This window comes from Photobacterium aquae, assembly GCF_001029445.1.
Classification (GTDB): Bacteria; Pseudomonadota; Gammaproteobacteria; order Enterobacterales; family Vibrionaceae; genus Photobacterium; species Photobacterium aquae.
In genome coordinates this window covers 23,420-41,212 of the sequence record NZ_LDOT01000027.1, presented here as the reverse complement: position 1 = coordinate 41,212, position 17,793 = coordinate 23,420, and the positions used below count along the sequence as shown (strand labels likewise).

Below are 17,793 nucleotides of genomic sequence, written 5' to 3'. Positions count from 1 at the left end.
CATGATCAATCTCGCTGAATTTGCTATCCGTCAACGTACCTTTGTCCTGTTCTTTACCGTACTCAGCATTATCGCTGGACTCTACGCCTACTATGATCTCGGAAAACTGGAAGATCCCAGCTTCACGGTCAAAACCGCCGTCGTCGTCACCCTGTACCCCGGCGCATCTGCCGAAGAAGTCGAACAGCAAGTCACCGATACCATTGAAACCAAATTGCAGGAAATGGGGGAGCTCAATCGGCTCCGCTCGCTATCGCGCCCTGGCATTTCGATGGTTTTCGTTGATCTCAAAGAGAGCCTCAACTCAGCCAAGCTACCTCAGCAATGGGATTTGCTGCGCCGCAAGGTCAACGATGTCAAACTCAGCCTACCGGCCAGCGCGCAAATCAGCATCGTCCAAGATGAGTTTTCCGAAGTCTACGGGATGTTATTTTCAATCCACAGCCGAGATGCCAGCCCCGAGCAGCTACGCCGCTATGCCGAAGATCTCCAGCGGCAGCTGAAAACCGTCAAGGGAATTAAGAAAATCGAACTGCACGGGGTTCAACCCCGCACCGTCTATATCGACATGCCTGATGAGCGCCTCGCCCAGTATGGGCTTTCCACGGCCCAGGTCTGGCATCAGCTCAGCACCCAGAATATGACCTTTGATGCTGGCCTGTTCGAAGCCGGACGCGAACGGATCCGTATCCAGCAAAGTGGCGAGTTGCGATCGCTCGATGATATTCGAAACCTCGTAATCAAAAGCGGGATCAGCGAACTGGGCAGCGGCCTGATCCGTTTGGGTGACATCGCCGACGTGACAATGGGCTATCAAACACCGGCATTGACGGAAAACCGCTACAACGGCGAACCGGCGGTAACGTTGGCCGTGAGCCCGGTTGAGGGGATCAATGTTGTCTCCCTCGGTGATACGATCCACGGCATCATTAACCAGTATGAGGCCAAGCTGCCGCTCGGCGTCAATATCTCCACCGTCGCCTACCAACCCGAGGAAGTACAAAAAGCCATCGACAACTTTGTTGGCAACCTGCTCGAAAGTGTCGCGATTGTCTTCGTTGTATTGCTGATCTTCATGGGATTCAAGAGTGCGGCCATTGTCGGATCCAGCCTATTACTGACCATATTGCTAACACTGATCTACATGAACATTGCCGGTATCGACCTGCACCGGGTCTCTCTGGGAACCTTCATCCTGGCGCTCGGCATGCTGGTTGACAATGCCATCGTCATCACCGACATGATTGCCGTCAAGCTCAATCAGGGCATTGAACGTACCAAGGCCGCCGTCGATTCCGTCAAGGAGACCGCGATACCTTTGCTCGGGGCAACAGTCATTGCCATCATGGGGGCCAGCCCGGTTCTCTTTTCGAAAACCGACGCGGCTGAGTTTTCAAGCTCGGTCTTTCTGATCATTGCCTCGTCACTGCTGCTATCGTGGCTGGTGGCAATGACAGTTACCGCATTGATGTGCTGGCTGTTTATTCGCCCGACAACGGCCAATCACGCCGCCAAAGACAGCTACTACAAGCAACTAGTCAACTGGACGGTCGACAATCCAATCAAAACGCTATGCAGCCTGATCCCGCTGGTGCTGGTAACAGCCATCGCCGTCCCGTATGTAGCCGTCAATTTCATCCCCCAGTCAGACAGGGCCATCATCTTCCTCGATTACTGGCTGCCTAATGGTGCCAAAATAGAGCAAACGTCGGCGGACATGAAAAAAATAGAAGACTGGCTACTCGAACAGCCCGAAGTGAGCAGCATTTCTTCGGCCGTCGGTGCCAGTGTACCCCGCTTCTCCGTCACCGTAGAGCCCGAGCCTATTGACCCGGCTTACGGCCAAATCCTGATCAATACCCAAGGCTATGCCAGTATCACCCCGCTAATTGCCCGTGGCGACAGCTGGCTGGCCACGCATTTCCCCGATGCCCAACCGCGCTTCCGAGCATTGAAGCTGGCCACCTCGGACAAATTCGCCGTCGAGGTCCGCTTCTCCGGCCCCGACCCCGTTGTCCTGCACCGGTTGGCCGATCAGGCCAAAACAATCATGGCCGCCCATCCAGAGACCAAGTATGTCCGTGATGACTGGCGTCAACAGAGCAAGGTACTGCTCCCCGTTATCAATCAGGACAAGGCCCGCCGGGCGGGTATCAACCGGGCTGATATTGCCTTTGCCATGCGACGCGCATCAAGCGGCATGCCGCTAGGACAAATGAACCTCAACGATGAGCTGATCCCTATCCAGCTTCGAGCGGCCGAACAGAGCATGGCCTCACTCGAAACCCTGCCGGTCAAATCGCTGCTGGGGTTGCACACAGTCCCGCTCGGGCAGGTTGTCGACGGGTTTGAGCTACATCCCGAGGAAAGCATGATCTGGCGCCGCGACAGAGTCAGAACAATGACCGCCCAGGCAGGGGTCGACCGTTCAAGTACCCCCGCCAGAGTGCGCAACGCCATCAAGGCTGATATCGAGGCGATACCATTACCAGCGGGATACCATATGGAATGGGGCGGCGAATACTATGACGAACACAAAGCCGTGGTGGATATTTTCGACCAGTTGCCAAAAGCCATGCTGCTGATGGTGATCATTCTTGTCGCCATGTTCAATGGCTTCAAACAGCCTATGATCATCCTGGCCACCTTGCCACTGGCCGCGACCGGGGCAACCTTTGCCCTACTGGGTTTTGGCAAACCTTTCGGTTTCATGGCCCTCATTGGCGCAATCACCCTGACAGGGATGATCATCAAAAACGGCATCGTTCTGATGGATCAAATTGAGTTGGAACGCCGGCAGGGGCAGTCCTTGGACCAAGCAATCAAAACCGCAACGCTGAACCGGACAATGGCGATTTCGATGGGAGCCCTGACCACGGCCCTCGGCATGATCCCCTTGCTGACCGATCTGCTATTCGATCAGATGGCGGCCACTATCATCGGCGGCTTGGCGGCGGCAACCGTGCTATCGCTTTTCGTCATGCCGGCTCTCTACCGGCTGGCCTATCGCACGCCCAAAGGGGCCAGAAACGATAGTACAGACCACCTGCCCCAACCACCCACTCACACTGCCTAGGAGAGCGCCATGACAACTCCCAACATCCCAGCAACAGGCCGTCTTAACCTCGCTATTGCGCTGACTCTGGCAATAAGCGGTTGTGCCGTGGGGCCGGAATACCAGACGCCGACCATGACAATGGCTGATACCTATCTCTACGCCAGCCCTGATAAAAACGACGCCTCGGTACAGGCTGTGCCCAAAGGAGGCCATTTAACAGGAGCAGTGCTAACCAAATCGGCCACGGTCAATAAGGCGACCTTGCCTGCGCACTGGTGGAACCACTATCAGGACCCAACCCTGAACAGACTGATCACCGATATGCAGAACCAAAACCTGACCTTGCAGATCGCCGCCCAGCGAATCCAGATCGCCGATAACTACAAGCAAGCGGTAGAATCATTCAAAGTGCCAAGCGTCAATATCGGTGGCGGCTATGTGAACTACCAACTGAGCAAAAACGACTCGCTGCTCGGGCCGGCGCTGAACCCTCTCGGGGATCTGTCACCGGGGTTACCGCCACAAATTGGCAATACCACCTTGCTCGACAACCAGCACGACGGCGTCTTCCTCGGGGCCGGAATCGCCTGGGAGCTGGATCTATTCGGCCGAATCGACAGGCAGAGCAACGCCGCTACCATCCGCCGAGATCAAGCTGAAATTTACCGGACCGGTTTGACTACCTTGCTGACGGCCGATCTCATCCATAACTACATCCAGTACAGGGGGGCACAGGCAAGAAAACAGCTGGCCGAAGAGAACATTGCGGATCAACGCAAAACGTTGGCTCTCGTCGAAAAAGTCGTCGCAAGCGGTTACGGTTCCGATCTTGACTTGGCTCAAGCCAACGCCATGCTGGCGGCTTCCCAGTCGATCCTGCCGCAGTTGGATATTGCCGCTCAGGTCCACAAGCATCGGCTGGCATTGCTACTGGGGGAATCCCTTTCCGACATTGAGCAGCGGCTAGAGGATAAGCAGCCTCTGCCCGAGCTCAACAGTGCAATTCCGGTCGGTTTACCGTCCGATCTACTAACACGACGGCCAGATATCCAGATTGCTGAACGGGAGATGGCCGCCATCAACGAAGAGTGGGCTGCCAGTGTCGCCAACCGCTATCCGAAATTCTTCCTCACCGGGGCCCCGGGGATCTCGGCGGGCAGTTTTGACGATTTGTTCAGTAGCGATTCTTTCGGCTGGGTGGGCAGTGCCGGGGTCAGCTGGAACCTATTCGACGGCGGCCGCGGGAAAGCCCTTGAAGCAATCAACGAGGCCCGCTTCAAAGGGGCGGCACTCGGCTATGAGCAAACCGTCAACGCCGCTATTGCCGAGGTAGATACAACACTTTTCACCTATGGTCGAAGCCAAGCTAACCAACACCAGCTAGACGCTGCGCTCAAGTCCAGCACGCAGGCTCTCGCCAAGGCCAAGTCCCTCTACCAAGCGGGGCTTATTGATCACCTTGCCGTACTCGATGCCCAGCGCCAGCAACGTATGATGGAAGATCGCCAGATCGCAGCCAAGCTTCAAACAGCTCAGGCAACCGTCGCGGTTTACAAGGCCCTAGGGGGTGACTGGCAAATATAAGCAGAAATGCCGCACAACACCTGTGCGGCATCCTTCCAGCCTACGGCGATTCATCGGCTGTAAAATGAGCGGCCACTATACTTTACAGGCATGATTATTCGTATTGCCAGCGCTTAATCGTCGCAACAACCAACACTCACTATACTGGCGAAACTCAACGACTTTCAGTTGACTGTATCAAAACGGTAAATTCCCATGGCACAACAGTCCAAGCAAACGATCAAAAAAGCCCATTCCGGCCTCTCCTATCTCTTTTTCAATTTGCCCAAAACCGAAAAGCTATTCCACCTGCTAATTGTCCTTTGGGTCGTCTGGCAGCTGGCTACATCATTTGGCATGCATGTGCATGGCGATACGTTGCTCTCGCAAATAACGCTCATTGATAATCTTCATATCTATGGCGGGCTGGGACTCTTTATCTTCGCCATACTATTTTTTACTTTGGTGCTTCACCGCAGGAAAACCGCCGATCTCTACCCATGGCTGCACGGCAACTGGACACAGCTCAACACTGATTGCCGAACCCTGCTAGGCCGACAATTACCAGAGCCCAGTGCAGGGGGACTCGCGGCAACGGTCGAGGGCCTTGGTTTGCTCGCGTTACTGCTAGCCGTGGTTACCGGATCATTATGGTTTGTCGCCATCAACAATCATTTCGACATCGCGCCCACCTTACTAAAGATACACAAAACCAGTGTGGGTGCCATCGAGCTGTATTTCTACGGGCACTTTGCGTTTGCCATGCTCCATCTCATCAATTGGTGGCGGAAAACAAATTAACCACCCCAGTGCCTAGTCGCCATCACCACCCCCTCCACTATCACCACCATCGCTATCACTAAAATAATCATGACTACCTGACTCGCCATAGTATGACGAGTCAGTATGCAAAGATGTGCGACTATACCGCCGTCTTACGATTTTTTTACTAGAGACTGACAGCCATCTCGACAAAATGATCGTCACACCTACCACTAAAGGAACCCAACCAAACGAATAGTTCAGCGTGTGCGTAATCATCCCAATGACGGTCAACACTAAGCCAAAAGGCATTACCAAAAATCCCATTTCACCGCTCTTGTTTGTTTCAGCTCTTCGTAAGCTACACCACTTTGACAAAAATCGATGACTTTGATCACTCCAATTTTCGACAAACTGCGCAAAAATCACACACCACATTAATAACGAGCCAATATCAACTGCCAATTCTCATCAGCTTCTCACTCTTTTCTGCCATAGAAATATCAAGCGTTCATCCTGCATCCCTTCGTGAGAAATATGAAATTAAACATCTGATTAAGATAAATAAAAACATGCCATTCAACGGCTACGGCGTCACTTCCAAAGTATCCATGCGTTTTTTGACACGTAAAATTCCTTGCCCAAAAAGAAACTGTACCGTACAGTACCATTTCTTTAAAAAGCACGACTCTCGCTGCCAAACAGGAAATAACGATGAAAAAGAAAATCACAGCACTGGTACTGCTCACCGCAATATCGATGGCAGGGATTGGTTATATTCGCTCACATAACACGATAAGTACCGATAATGCCTATATCAAGGCAGACATTACGGCCATCTCACCTGAAGTTGGCGGGCAAGTATCCGCTGTTTATGTGACTGACAACCAGCGTGTCAACCAAGGCGACGCTCTCTTTGCCATTGACGATACGGACTATCAGGCCAACCTGTCTATCGCCAAATCAGCCCTTGCTGTTGCCCAGGCCGCATTGACAAACAATGACTCTCGTTTGTCACTTCAATTAGTCAATATAGCCCAAGCCCAATCTCAGATAGACAGTGCCAACGCCAATTATGACCTTCAACACACCGAGCTTGCTCGTTATAAGCAGCTTATCGCCAAGTCGATGATCAGCAAAACCCAATACGATACTCAGCACACCAAAATGATCGAGGCCAAAGCCCGTTTGGATAGTGCCAAACTGACACTCAAAGCCCAGCAAAAAAACTATGACACCCTGCTTAGCGAGCGCGATCAACTCCAAGCTCAATATCAACAGGCACAGTCAAAACTGAATCTGAGTGAAATTGCCCTTGAACGCACGGTAATAAAAGCCCCTGTATCGGGCTACATTGCCAACCGCCAAGTGCAAAAAGGAAAGTTTGTGCAACCGGGGATGGGACTGATCACCATGGTGCCAGACACAATCTGGGTAGATGCCAACTTCAAAGAAACCCAACTAAAAGATATCGAACCGGGTCAAACTGTCGATATCGTGCTTGATATGTATCCCGATACGGTGCTCACGGGAAGCGTAGAGTCAATCACCCCAGCCACTGGGGCTCAATTCAGTTTGCTACCACCCCAAAATGCTACCGGCAATTTCGTCAAAGTTGTCCAGCGCGTTCCGGTCAAGATCAACCTGACGATCCCCGATAGCCTTAAGGGCAAAATCTATCCGGGCCTGTCCGCGACGGTAACTGTGGCTTCACAAGCCTAAGAGACACCAGCATGCACACATACCGCAAACTCATTGTTTTCGTCATTTTGGCCCTGTTACCGTTCGGTCTCTCATCGGCGATTTTCAGTACAGGAACGCCTAATATCGCAGCCGATCTCGGCTTGTCCGTTGATGAGTCCAGCCTACTGAATATCGGCTTTATGGCAGCCCAGCTCATTGGGTTGCTCATCACTCCTCTGACATTGCGGCGTTGGGGGTACAGGGCAACATTCAATATGGCGATCATCCTGCCTCTTGCCGCCAACCTTCTACTGCTGATCAACCACCACCCCTGGGTGCACCTGCAAGGATGGATCATTAACGGCCTTGGCATGAGCATGCTACTGGTTTCAACCAACATTTTGCTGCTGGCACAGTGCCGTTACAGAGCCATGACCCTAATTACCGGACTCGGGCTAGTCTTTTCCACCTTGCTGCCAATGGGCTTCTACCCATGGCTACTCGCAGCAGTTATCGACAATATCAACTGGCAGGTCGTTATTGCTTTCCAAGTGTGCTGCTATGGCATTTTGCTTCTTGTCGCGTTGTTGTTCCCATTTGCCCCACCCCAATGGTCGAACGAACGCAAGTCATCATGGATGGGCTATACCTTGCTAAGTAGCGGCTGCGCCGGGCTGGTATTTCTACTGATGCGCGGTAGCCACTACAATTGGTTTGACTTCCCAGCCTTCTCACAATGGCTGATCGTCACTCTGTTCCTGCTTGGGGCGGCCATCATCGTTATGTGGCCAGCATCCACCGCAACTGCAACTGCAACTGCAACTGCAACTGCAACTGCAACTGCAACTGCAACTGCAACTCAAAAAGTCATACAGAATATAAAAACCAATGTCTTTTTCTATAACGGTTTTCTGGCAGGCTTTGCCGTCATGGCGAGCGGAATACTGGTGGGTGGTTTTCTGGGTCAGGTCATGCACTACAATGCCACCAATGCCGGGTGGGTGCAGATCCCGTCATTTGCCGCCATGCTGATAGGCATGGTGATTAGTCTGCTCGGGGTCAACCAGCGCAAGCTCCCTGCCGATGCCATAACGCCGCTTGGGGTACTGTTAATTCTTGTCTCGGTCTACCAGCTCAGCGGGCTTCCGAGTAATGCTGGAAGCGAGCAAGTTATCCTGCCACTAAGTCTACGGGGTCTTGGTGTCGGGCTACTGAACGTGTCGGTCACTATCTTGATGTTCGCCCACTTAAAACCTGACCACCGGCCAGAAGGGATCGCTCTGTTCTACTTCTTCCGAACCCTAGGCAGTTTATTGGGGTCGGCCGTGTTTTCCCGAATCATTCAAGTCAAAACCGCCCAGTCAATGACCGAATTCTCCCGGGTTATCGAAAAAGGCAGCGAGAGCTTGGTACAGTTTGAAACAGGGATCTCCCAAGCGTTGCTCAACCAAGGCACATTCGCCTCTCAACAGTTGGGAGCATCGCAGCTCAGCCAGCTATTGAAAACCGAAGTCGCCACCATGACGATGAGCAATGCCTTGCTGTGCTTCATTGTCGCTATTGGCATGCTGACACCTATCCTGCTGATAGGCAAAAAGATCGCCGCCCGCCAGCATTAATCACCCAACGAATGGTGGCGGCGGTATTTTCATCGGCGCTGATAGAGCATGAAGAAGGCATCGATACAGGTATCAATATGTGGTGCGAGCACCTCATCAGGCGGTAACTCGCACCCTAGCATCGCCTGACTATGGTAATCCTGCCGGATCAACCCAAGCAGCTGCGAGCAGGCCAAAGCCGGATCCCTAATCGAAAGCTGGGCCTGCACCACATCCTGCTCAAGATAGTTCACCAAATAAGCATGCGCCCGACGCGGGCCATTTTGCCAAAACAGCTGACTGAACTCTTCGTTGCAGTAAAAATCATTCGAAACAATGCGAAACAGCCCCAATATCGGATTGCCACAAATCAGGTGCAGGTACGCATGACCAAACTGCTGAAGACTCTCCCTGACTGACTGGCCGTGCTTGCCACAAAAATCAAAAATCGGATCGACCGACTTGGTTTTCTCCACCAACACCGCTTTAAACAAGCCTTCCTTGTTGGAAAAATAACGGTAAAGGGTCTGCTTCGAGCCCCCTGTTAGCGCCACAATTTGATCAAGGGAGGTATCTTTATAACCCTGCTCCAAGAACAATGCCGTGGCAATTTCGATTATTTTCTGTTGTTTTTCTATCGTCGAGGGACGCATTGCCAAATCCTTTCTCTGGTTTCGCCAGACTGCGTGTCTGCATGGTAGGTGGTAGGCGGAAAATCGTCACAGGCCGTGCAGTATTCGAATACCAGCCAAAAGAAATAACACCGTACCGTATGGTACGATTATGAGTAAATAAATAGCGATGTCAAACAAGTGCCTGACATCGCTATCTTATCTTTCTATTAGCTAACTTGGCTCACTGCCGTTCCGTAGCCGGGCTCGCATTGCCCCATCAGGATCTGCGCCGTCACCTCGGCACTCTCAATTCGTGATGAATGAGCGCACAGGTAGTGTCTCGCATCAGGATAGGCCAAAAGATCATATGGGCTACGCAAGGCAACAATGATCAAATCGCGATAATCCCCGCTTAGCTGCGCCACCAGCTCCTGTGCGGCAGACTGTTCGAAATCCTCCCCGGGCAACGGGTAGTTTTCGGTCACAACAATAATGTTGCCATCATCGGCACATGGCAGTCCTGCAACGGTCACTTCTCGGCAATCTGGGTGAAGAGACTTCAGCTCCTGAGCAAAGCGGCTGTATGCTGATTCAGCCTGATTCGGACCAATCCCCCTTGGGTTAACAAGATTATGGTAACTCGAATCGGGGGTTGCATTGAGCAAATAGAGCGGCTTCTCCTGCAGTTCATCCAACCCACCGCGCACCCAGGTTACCCCTTCGGCAGCTGCCTGCAGGGCAATGGTGCGGTTCTGCACCAAATCGACATCTTGATAGCGGATCTGCGGCTCGAGCTTATCGTACTTAAAGCGCACCACTCGCTTCACCGCTTCGTCAATCACTGACTCATCCAACCGCCCTTGTTCAACGGCAGCAACAACGCCTTGAATCATTGCCACTTGCTTATCGAAGTAGGCCAACGAATGATCATAATGCTCTTCCGACAGCATAATCATGGTCACCCCCGCCGCCAGAGCCTGAACTGCCGCATCAACGGCATCATAATGGTGCTGAATAGCGCCCATGTTCATGCTATCGGAGATAATAATGCCATCAAAACCCAAGTCTTGATGTAATACCTTCTCAATAATCTCCGACGACAACGTTGCTGGCGATGTAGGATCCAACTGCGGATATAGGATATGGCTGGTCATAACCATATCCACACTGGCGTCGATGGCCGCCGCAAACGGAGCCAAATCGTTGGCCCTCAGCTCATCATACGATTTATCAACCTGCGGGATCTCGCGATGGCTGTCACCTTGAGTGTCACCGTGACCAGGAAAATGCTTGGCACAGGCAACGATACCACCGTCATGCAGGCCGCTAACGGCCGCCGCACAGTGAGCACTCACCTTTGCAGGCTGATCACCAAATGAACGGGTATCGATAATCGGCGATGCCGGATTAAAGTTCACATCACAGCAAGGGCCAAGAATGCAGTTGAAGCCCGCCGATCGCATTTCCTCGCCAATCACCCGGTACATCCTTGAGGTTCCCTGCACGTTATCAGGTACTCCCAATGCCAAATTGCCCGGCCCGGTGTTGGATTCACCCACCAACACGCCCCATGCACCTTCCTGATCGACACCAAGCAGTAATGGCAGTCGGTTGTGCTTTTCCAAGATCTGATCCAACGACTGGTTTAACGCCCGTGCCTCTGCAAATGTCTCGGCATTATCCTGACTAAGGTAACACCCTCCGAGGTTATACTCGGCGATCATTTGCTCGGCAGCATCAGCCGACTTGCCTGGAAAGGCCAAGATAAACAGCTGGCCGACCTTTTCCTTCAAGCTCCAATTGGCTACATGCTCATTGACGACCGTTTGACCGATCATAATAACTCCTTGGCACTAAGGCTCTCATACTACAATGGAATAATTCTATTTAATTCAACAAATTAAAGCCAAAATGAAAAATATACACCAAACTCTACGGGTATTGATAACCTTTTAATATAGGTATCTAAAAAGGTTTTTTTGTGAGTTAACTCTCGTCGCAGAATAAAGCAAGCGTGACAACACTCGCAACTAACAGCAAAAAAAACATTATCCCAGCCCAAATTCCGATCTAGGCGAATACTCAGATTATCGCGTCTATAGCGGCAGAATAATATACCGACAAGTAGCCGCCACATCCCGATTCGCATATAATGACCCACTATTAAACCCTTATTTTTCGGTAATTTACGGTGAAAAAAGCGTCTTTCCTCTGTATGGCAGGTCTATTCCTTAATGCCTGTAGCAGTGTGCCTACCCCCTCTCAATATGACTTGCTATTACAAAGAGAAACACGGGCTGATTATATGGCTCAGCTTATTGATAATGCCAAAAGTGGCAATACAGAGTTACAGTATTACCTCGGTACCTTGTACGAAAATGCCCGGTTCACCTCAAAAGACCAGCTAAAAGCCATCGAGTGGTACCGACTGGCAGCGCAAAATGGATCCGAAAAAGGCCAAGAGAGCTTGATTCGCATGCTTAATGGCCGCTCGGAATATGCCAACCTGACCCTGTATGCCGAGTTGGGTGACTATTACCAACAAGGGTTATATGTTCCTAAGGACAACAAGAAAGCACTGGAAATTTACCTTCATGCCGCAACGCGAAGCGGGGATGACGTAAAACAAAAACTGATCAAACTGCTCAATGAATTAAGTAACGCTCAATGCAGCGAAAAACCATCTGACGACTGCGAACAGCTACGCGCAGAGGCACAGTACCAACTCGCACTGCTGTATCGTAACGGCCAGTACCTCGACGAAGATGCAGCCAAAAGCCAGCAACTTTTCCAGCAAGCGGCAACAAAAGGCCATGACGGCGCGATCATCAAACTTGCCAGTAATCTTATTGGCTCGGAGAATACTGATTGGGTTCAGGTTCGCAGTCTGTTAGATAGCGTGAAACAGCATTCCAAATGGAGCGCTGCAACCCTTGCGATTCTGAATTACAACGGCCAAGGCGGCCCAGTAGATAAAGAAAAAGCCCTGCATTTATACGAGTTAAGCGCTGATTTAGGTGATGAAAAGTCAGCTAATTTCGCCTTCTACCTACACCAACAGGAAGAAATACCGGGCACCAAAAAGGAAAAGGCCGGACACTACCTGTGGATCGCCGCCCAAAAGGATTTTGAAAAGACACGCGCCCGACTGGCGCAATCTTACCTATTCGGCTCTTACGGCATTCCTATCGACTACAGCGCCGCCGCCAAATGGGGCCGGATCACCTCCGATATAACCTCAGCATGGCTATGCAAAGAAGCCTACTTCCCCAACGTACCCCAAGATTGTATCAACCGCTCAATCGCCAAGATGGTACGCCAAGAGCATCCTTATGCCCTCTTCCTAATGGGGCAAATCTATGCCGAAGGCCCGGACAACCACAACAAGATCGACCGTGCCATTTCACTCTACAAATCAGCAATTTCCCACGGCGAATATGCCGCCAAGCTGGCTCTTGCCGAGCTCTACCTTGATGGTAAAACCGGACCAAATGACAAAGAGAAAGGGCTGACGTTATTGCGTGAGATGCAAAACGACAGTGAGCCAGGCGCCGCCCAACTCCTAGCCAAATTGGCTTTTGAAGAAAAGGACTACTCGCAAGCCCTACGTTTGTCGCTACAGGCCGAGCAAGAGCAATACGTTGGAAGGGATACCTATTATCATCTATACCGCCTCTATAGCGGGGAACTCGGGATCCCGAAAGATCACGTCAAAGCCGCCCATTATTTTGCCTTAGCGCTAGAAGAGCAGAATAAATATGCGATTTACGACAAAGCCATCACGATTCTCGACAAGATCAATGACCCGCTGATCACCCCAGCAAGCCAGCATCAGGTAAACGATGATGCAGCCAAAGACCAGACACCTGCCGCTATTGAGATGCTGAAACTGTCCGCCAGCCTCAACCATATCCCGGCAATGCTACGACTTGCAGCCTACTACACGGCAGAGCATCAAACCCAGCAGGCTGATGTTTGGACATTAGAGGCGGCAGCTCACGGTGATATCAATAGCCAAAAAGCTATCGGGAGCCTGTTTGAAAACAAGCAGACACTCACCGCTGCAGCCTATGCCCGCTATTGGTATGGGCAAGCCGAAAACCAGGGGGACAGTGAGGCAACACAATGGATGGCAAAATTTGGCACCGGCAACATCGCTGTCGACAAAGACGGCAAGTATTGCGATGACACAGAATACGGTTACTGTTACTCGCGGGCCACGAGCAAGAACCCTGTAAAGTACTTCAAGCAAAATGACTCTCGCAATGAGTATAAACTGCAGCTTTTTGCTGACGGTTCTGTCACCTTTAGCGATAACCTACAGCCCCATGAGTACTTGCTGCCACATTTCAAAGCCAATGTTGAGCAGGTATGGCCAACCCATTGCGGATTTGCCCTGCAAAAATCAACCGGCAACGGCTTGCTATTGTTCTCTCGCACCAATCAATTCTGCCAGCCGCCTCAAGATGTCATTATCTCGGCTTACCAACACGGGATCAAAGACGTCGCTACCAGCCACTCCGCAACCAGTCTATTGCTGAACAATGGCGAGATTGTTAGTTTTGGCGGGGCCTATAATGGCGGGGGGCTGATAATACCGGCAGCCAATAACTACGAAGAATTTAAAACCCTAGAAGATGAACTCAGAATAAAGCGTGCCGTAGCCAGTGATGTCACTAAAGTTGTTGGCGGCGTATCGAGCATGGCCGCCCTGAAATCCGACGGCAGTGTGTATATTTGGGGTGATCAAGGCGGATACTATAGCCATAAACTACCCGGTAAATATCAAGACATCATGGCAAACGGCTATTTCGATGGCTACTGCTCAAAAGACAGCCTGAATAAAATCAGTTGCTGGTCTGAACGTTCTTATAACGATCAGCACCCGTTCCCAGAAACGATGAAGCAGTTTTCGCTGGTTGAAAATGCCTTTATGGCTCTGTCGCTTGATGCCACAGGCAAACTCACTGCATGGCCAATGTTTAATCTAGGGAGTCAATACTTTCGCCCTTACGCCTTGCCAGCCAGCTTAGCGAATTTCTCTTGGACGCAGATAAGCAAAGAGCAAGTAACCGATGGATACGTGACAGTGCTGACACGATCCGATGGCGAACGCTTTGCCGTCCGCTTCAACTCGAACCAATTTGCTGTACTGAAATTCAAACCTAAAAAGGTAAAAATGATGAACGCCCTATAGCAGCGGTAACTCCCCTATTTCATCAACATCAATCTGCCAGCCATTTAGGCTGGCAGTTTACTTAGATTTTAAATAAGTCACCATGAACCTTGCATATAAATAATACAGTCCAACTTATTTTAATAATAAATCATTAATTAAAAATGAATATGTAATATCAATCCCTCTTTGATATACAATAATCATCGATTCTACCCACCAATAATAGAATCAATTGAATATTTGTAACTTAATTGGATTAAAAATGAATAAATTTGTTTTAGCTCTTACTGTAGCTTCATCTATTTTGCTATCAGGTTGTGCGCAACGTGTTGCTGACTTTACATTAGCATCAACTAAAAATGTTGAATTAAATAATGGTAATTTTGTAAGTGGCGAACGAGTAGTCGGAGAAGATACTAAAGCTATTTTCATTTTCCCGTTAGGTATTCCTTCAGTCAAGGAAGCATCAGACAAGGCGATTGAAAGTGATAAGTGTGCCGTAGCTCTATCCGATGTAACTGCTGATTTCGAATTTTTCTCTTTCTTTGTTGGTTACCAAAAGTACATCATTGAAGGTGATTTGGTTATCGACAAGTCTAAAAAAGGTTGTGAAAACTGGCCAAACTAAGCAAACCTCTCCTTCAATTATTATCATTTAAATAAGAAATTAAGTAGCTCGCAAAAATAAAACGACTTGTAATAAGTAATATTAAGCGGGCTGCTTCTTACTCAAATCATTTATCTATACTCAATTAAACTATTCCCTATGGGCGTACATTATTAATAATGCTTAAATCATCCATAACCAGGCAAAGCTTTTTTATTTTTATAGGTAACATAAGAAGTATACAATTATGTTATTCAAGTAAAATTCTACAAAATCGGCTTCTTATAATGCAGGCTAAATTGACTCGGTGTCGTTCCTGTCAACTTCTTAAAATATTTCACAAAATTGCTTGCATCTTCAAAGCCAAAATCATAGGCGATTTGTGAAGTGGTCACATTACCCACCACCAAGCGGCGCTTAATTTCTAATATGCTAAAGGCATCGATCAGTTGTTTTGCAGTAAGCCCTGTTGCCAATTTGCACACATGATTGAGCGTTTTATACGTCGTGTTCAGTTGTAACGCATACCAATTGGCATCACGCGTCTTATGGTAATTGGCCTGCATTAATTCAAAGAAACGGGCAAATCGCACACTCATAACTTGGGAAAGCTTGTCTTGTTTGAGTTCAGGACGTAAGCGGTGCAGTGAAAGTGCAAAGGCACAGAAGAAATACATCACAATGAGCGGATCACTGTGTACCGAACCAATCTCATCGATCATTTGGTGAAGCAATGTGAGACTTTTCTGCTGATCGTTAGCCTCGAGTTGAAGTAAAGGAGAATGCTGAATGTTCAAGTGCGTGGGGGTGTAGTTAGGCAGTTGCATATTAGCATGCACCTGATCCAGAAATGCTTGGGTAAATAACAGTATTTTACCTTTCGGTTTGTTTGAGAAATCGAAGCTATGGACTTGTTCCCGCTGAACGAAAATTACCGAGCCTGCTTGAAAGGCATATTGTTTGAAATCCACCATATGCAGGCCCGTACCTTGCTCGATATACAGAATGCCAAAGAATTGAACCCGATGAGGATGCTCTGGGTTGTGGAGTAAGGTGGTGCGTTGGCGAAGTTCGGTTAGATCCAGGATCTGTAATTCCGCATGGTGAGATTGTTGGTGATTAAATGCGATACTCGGGATAGACACGGTGTTTACTACTTTCGATAGTCAGAATGCATGAAGTATAACAGCGAATGTGCCGCCGTTGTTCGTTGATGGTTCGATATTTACCATCTTTTGGCCTGATTTGACCATGCCTAAAATGTACATCGGATTACACTAAGCCTTCGAATTACTGGAGGCTGTTGTGAGCACGTATATTCCTTTATTTCCCCCTCTGTTAGCGATTGTATTAGCCATTTCTACCCGCAAGGCTTACGTGGCTATCTTTTCAGGTATTGTTGTGGGGGCAGCCATTCTTGCTCCTTCTTTGGCTGACGCCATCCAAGAGGCATGTACCACATTTATGCTGACGGTCGCCTCACCTGACACCGTGCAGAGCTTGATCTTTATATTAATGATCGGGGCCATTATTCACCTGCTGCAACGATCAGGTGGGATTAACCGTGCGCTATATCTTCTCTCTGTGAAGCGACAGCTTATAAAGGGGCGCACCCAGGCACAGTTGCTGGCTTTTGTCGCCGGCTTGCTCATGTGTTTAGAGGGTATCGGTTCAATGATGGTGGTCGGTGTGGTCGGGCGCCCACTGTTCAAGCGATACGACATATCACCGGAAAAGCTTGCCTTTATCGCCAATAGTACCGGCGCACCCATTGCCTGGTTGCTGCCTATCAGCAGTGCGGGCCTGTTTTTAACCAGTCTTGTTCAAGCGCAAATCGATCAAGGGGTTATTCAGGGGGCGGCAATTGGCTATGTGTTGCACGCCATACCCTATCAACTCTACACCCTGCTTATCTTGTTGAGCGTACCGTTATTGGCGTTGCTGCAGCATGACTTTAATGTGTCAGTTCACATCACTGAGCCACCCCATATGAAGAGCCCGATTAACAAACTGAATACGGTTGAACCTAGCCCCTTTTCGTTAGATGCCCCGGATGCACACTCCTTGTGGTTGAGTATGGCACCGCTGTATTTATTGGTGCTCAGTATCGTATTGATGGCAGCAGTCACAGGCAATATCAGTCAGGCCATTTATTGTAGCGGCTATGTGTCTTTACTCGGCAGCCTGTATGTGTTCCGTGCCGCTGGTATCCCATTAAGCCATAGCCTGAAGTGGGTGATGGAAGGGGCAAAGGGGATTTTCCCGGCGGTTTGTATCTTGTTGTTGGCTTTCACATTCAGTCGCGTGATTGGGTCGCTGGGAACAGGGGTGGTGATTGCACAATTAGTCTCCGGGAATGTGGCGCCGCTTTATTTGCCAGCGATGATTTTCTTAACGGGGATGGCCATATCTTTCTCAACAGGGAGTTCAGGCGCGACTGTGAGTATCCTGCTGCCTATCGTGATACCGATGGCGGTATCGATGGACTTTTCTGTTCCTGTCGTCATTGGTGCGGTGATTTCAGGCGCTGTTTTTGGCGATCAAAGTTCACCTATTTCAGACTCCGTCATTGTTGCCGCGTCAGCCGCCGCGTGTACACCGGAGCGTCATTTTAATACACAGCTACCCATCGTGACTAAGGCGGCAGCCTTAGCCTTCGCCGGTTACTTCGTATTGGGATACCTGAATGAGTTGATTCAGTAGAGTACGGAGGGGAACGGAAAGGAATA

12 protein-coding genes are annotated in these 17,793 nt (G+C 49.9%); 8 read left to right on the top strand and 4 right to left on the bottom strand.

Annotation, left to right across the window (positions count from 1 at the left end; all coding sequences use genetic code 11):
- Position 1 precedes the first annotated feature (1 nt).
- The 3 genes from ABT56_RS17955 to ABT56_RS17945 all read left to right on the top strand — a co-directional run bounded on the left by ABT56_RS17955 (position 2) and on the right by ABT56_RS17945 (position 5,422).
- On the top strand, positions 2-3,076 hold the full coding sequence (locus ABT56_RS17955) for an efflux RND transporter permease subunit (RefSeq protein ID WP_047880291.1): 3,075 nt from the start codon (positions 2-4) through the stop codon (positions 3,074-3,076).
- A 9-nt stretch (positions 3,077-3,085) separates the two neighbouring features.
- The gene (locus ABT56_RS17950; protein ID WP_047880290.1) at positions 3,086-4,642 is read left to right on the top strand and encodes an efflux transporter outer membrane subunit; all 1,557 of its coding nucleotides are present in this window, start codon (positions 3,086-3,088) and stop codon (positions 4,640-4,642) included.
- A gap of 195 nt (positions 4,643-4,837) precedes the next feature.
- On the top strand, positions 4,838-5,422 hold the full coding sequence (locus ABT56_RS17945) for a cytochrome b/b6 domain-containing protein (RefSeq protein WP_047880289.1): 585 nt from the start codon (positions 4,838-4,840) through the stop codon (positions 5,420-5,422).
- Positions 5,423-5,434: 12 nt separating this feature from the next.
- On the opposite strand, the gene ABT56_RS24030 is transcribed toward ABT56_RS17945, so the two are convergent.
- Positions 5,435-5,848 (bottom strand): hypothetical protein, encoded by a 414-nt coding sequence (locus ABT56_RS24030; protein WP_157037896.1) that lies wholly within the window; start codon positions 5,846-5,848, stop codon positions 5,435-5,437.
- Between the two features lie 249 nt (positions 5,849-6,097).
- On the opposite strand from ABT56_RS24030, the gene ABT56_RS17940 reads away from it, so the two are divergent.
- A complete protein-coding gene (locus ABT56_RS17940; RefSeq protein WP_047880288.1) occupies positions 6,098-7,105 on the top strand; it encodes an HlyD family secretion protein in 1,008 nt (335 codons plus the stop codon).
- Positions 7,106-7,116: 11 nt separating this feature from the next.
- Positions 7,117-8,685, top strand: a complete 1,569-nt coding sequence (locus tag ABT56_RS17935; RefSeq protein ID WP_047880287.1) for an MFS transporter — start codon at positions 7,117-7,119, stop codon at positions 8,683-8,685.
- Positions 8,686-8,714: 29 nt separating this feature from the next.
- On the opposite strand, the gene ABT56_RS17930 is transcribed toward ABT56_RS17935, so the two are convergent.
- Complete coding sequence (locus ABT56_RS17930; RefSeq protein WP_047880286.1) at positions 8,715-9,317, bottom strand: TetR/AcrR family transcriptional regulator; 603 nt, start codon at positions 9,315-9,317, stop codon at positions 8,715-8,717.
- 188 nt (positions 9,318-9,505) lie between these two features.
- Positions 9,506-11,116: a glycoside hydrolase family 3 protein gene (locus ABT56_RS17925; protein WP_047880285.1), complete on the bottom strand. Its 1,611-nt coding sequence runs from the start codon at positions 11,114-11,116 to the stop codon at positions 9,506-9,508.
- A gap of 467 nt (positions 11,117-11,583) precedes the next feature.
- On the opposite strand from ABT56_RS17925, the gene ABT56_RS17920 reads away from it, so the two are divergent.
- On the top strand, positions 11,584-14,475 hold the full coding sequence (locus ABT56_RS17920) for a tetratricopeptide repeat protein (protein ID WP_047880284.1): 2,892 nt from the start codon (positions 11,584-11,586) through the stop codon (positions 14,473-14,475).
- A 244-nt stretch (positions 14,476-14,719) separates the two neighbouring features.
- Positions 14,720-15,085 carry a hypothetical protein gene (locus ABT56_RS17915; RefSeq protein WP_047880283.1) on the top strand — a complete coding sequence of 122 codons (366 nt, stop codon included), beginning with the start codon at positions 14,720-14,722 and terminating at the stop codon, positions 15,083-15,085.
- A gap of 245 nt (positions 15,086-15,330) precedes the next feature.
- Here the strand turns inward: ABT56_RS17915 and ABT56_RS17910 are convergent, their stop codons facing one another.
- On the bottom strand, positions 15,331-16,209 hold the full coding sequence (locus tag ABT56_RS17910) for a helix-turn-helix domain-containing protein (protein ID WP_047880282.1): 879 nt from the start codon (positions 16,207-16,209) through the stop codon (positions 15,331-15,333).
- Positions 16,210-16,369: 160 nt separating this feature from the next.
- Here ABT56_RS17910 and ABT56_RS17905 point away from each other — a divergent pair, with 160 nt between their 5' ends.
- On the top strand, positions 16,370-17,767 hold the full coding sequence (locus ABT56_RS17905; RefSeq protein WP_047880281.1) for a Na+/H+ antiporter NhaC family protein: 1,398 nt from the start codon (positions 16,370-16,372) through the stop codon (positions 17,765-17,767).
- Positions 17,768-17,793: the final 26 nt, after the last annotated feature.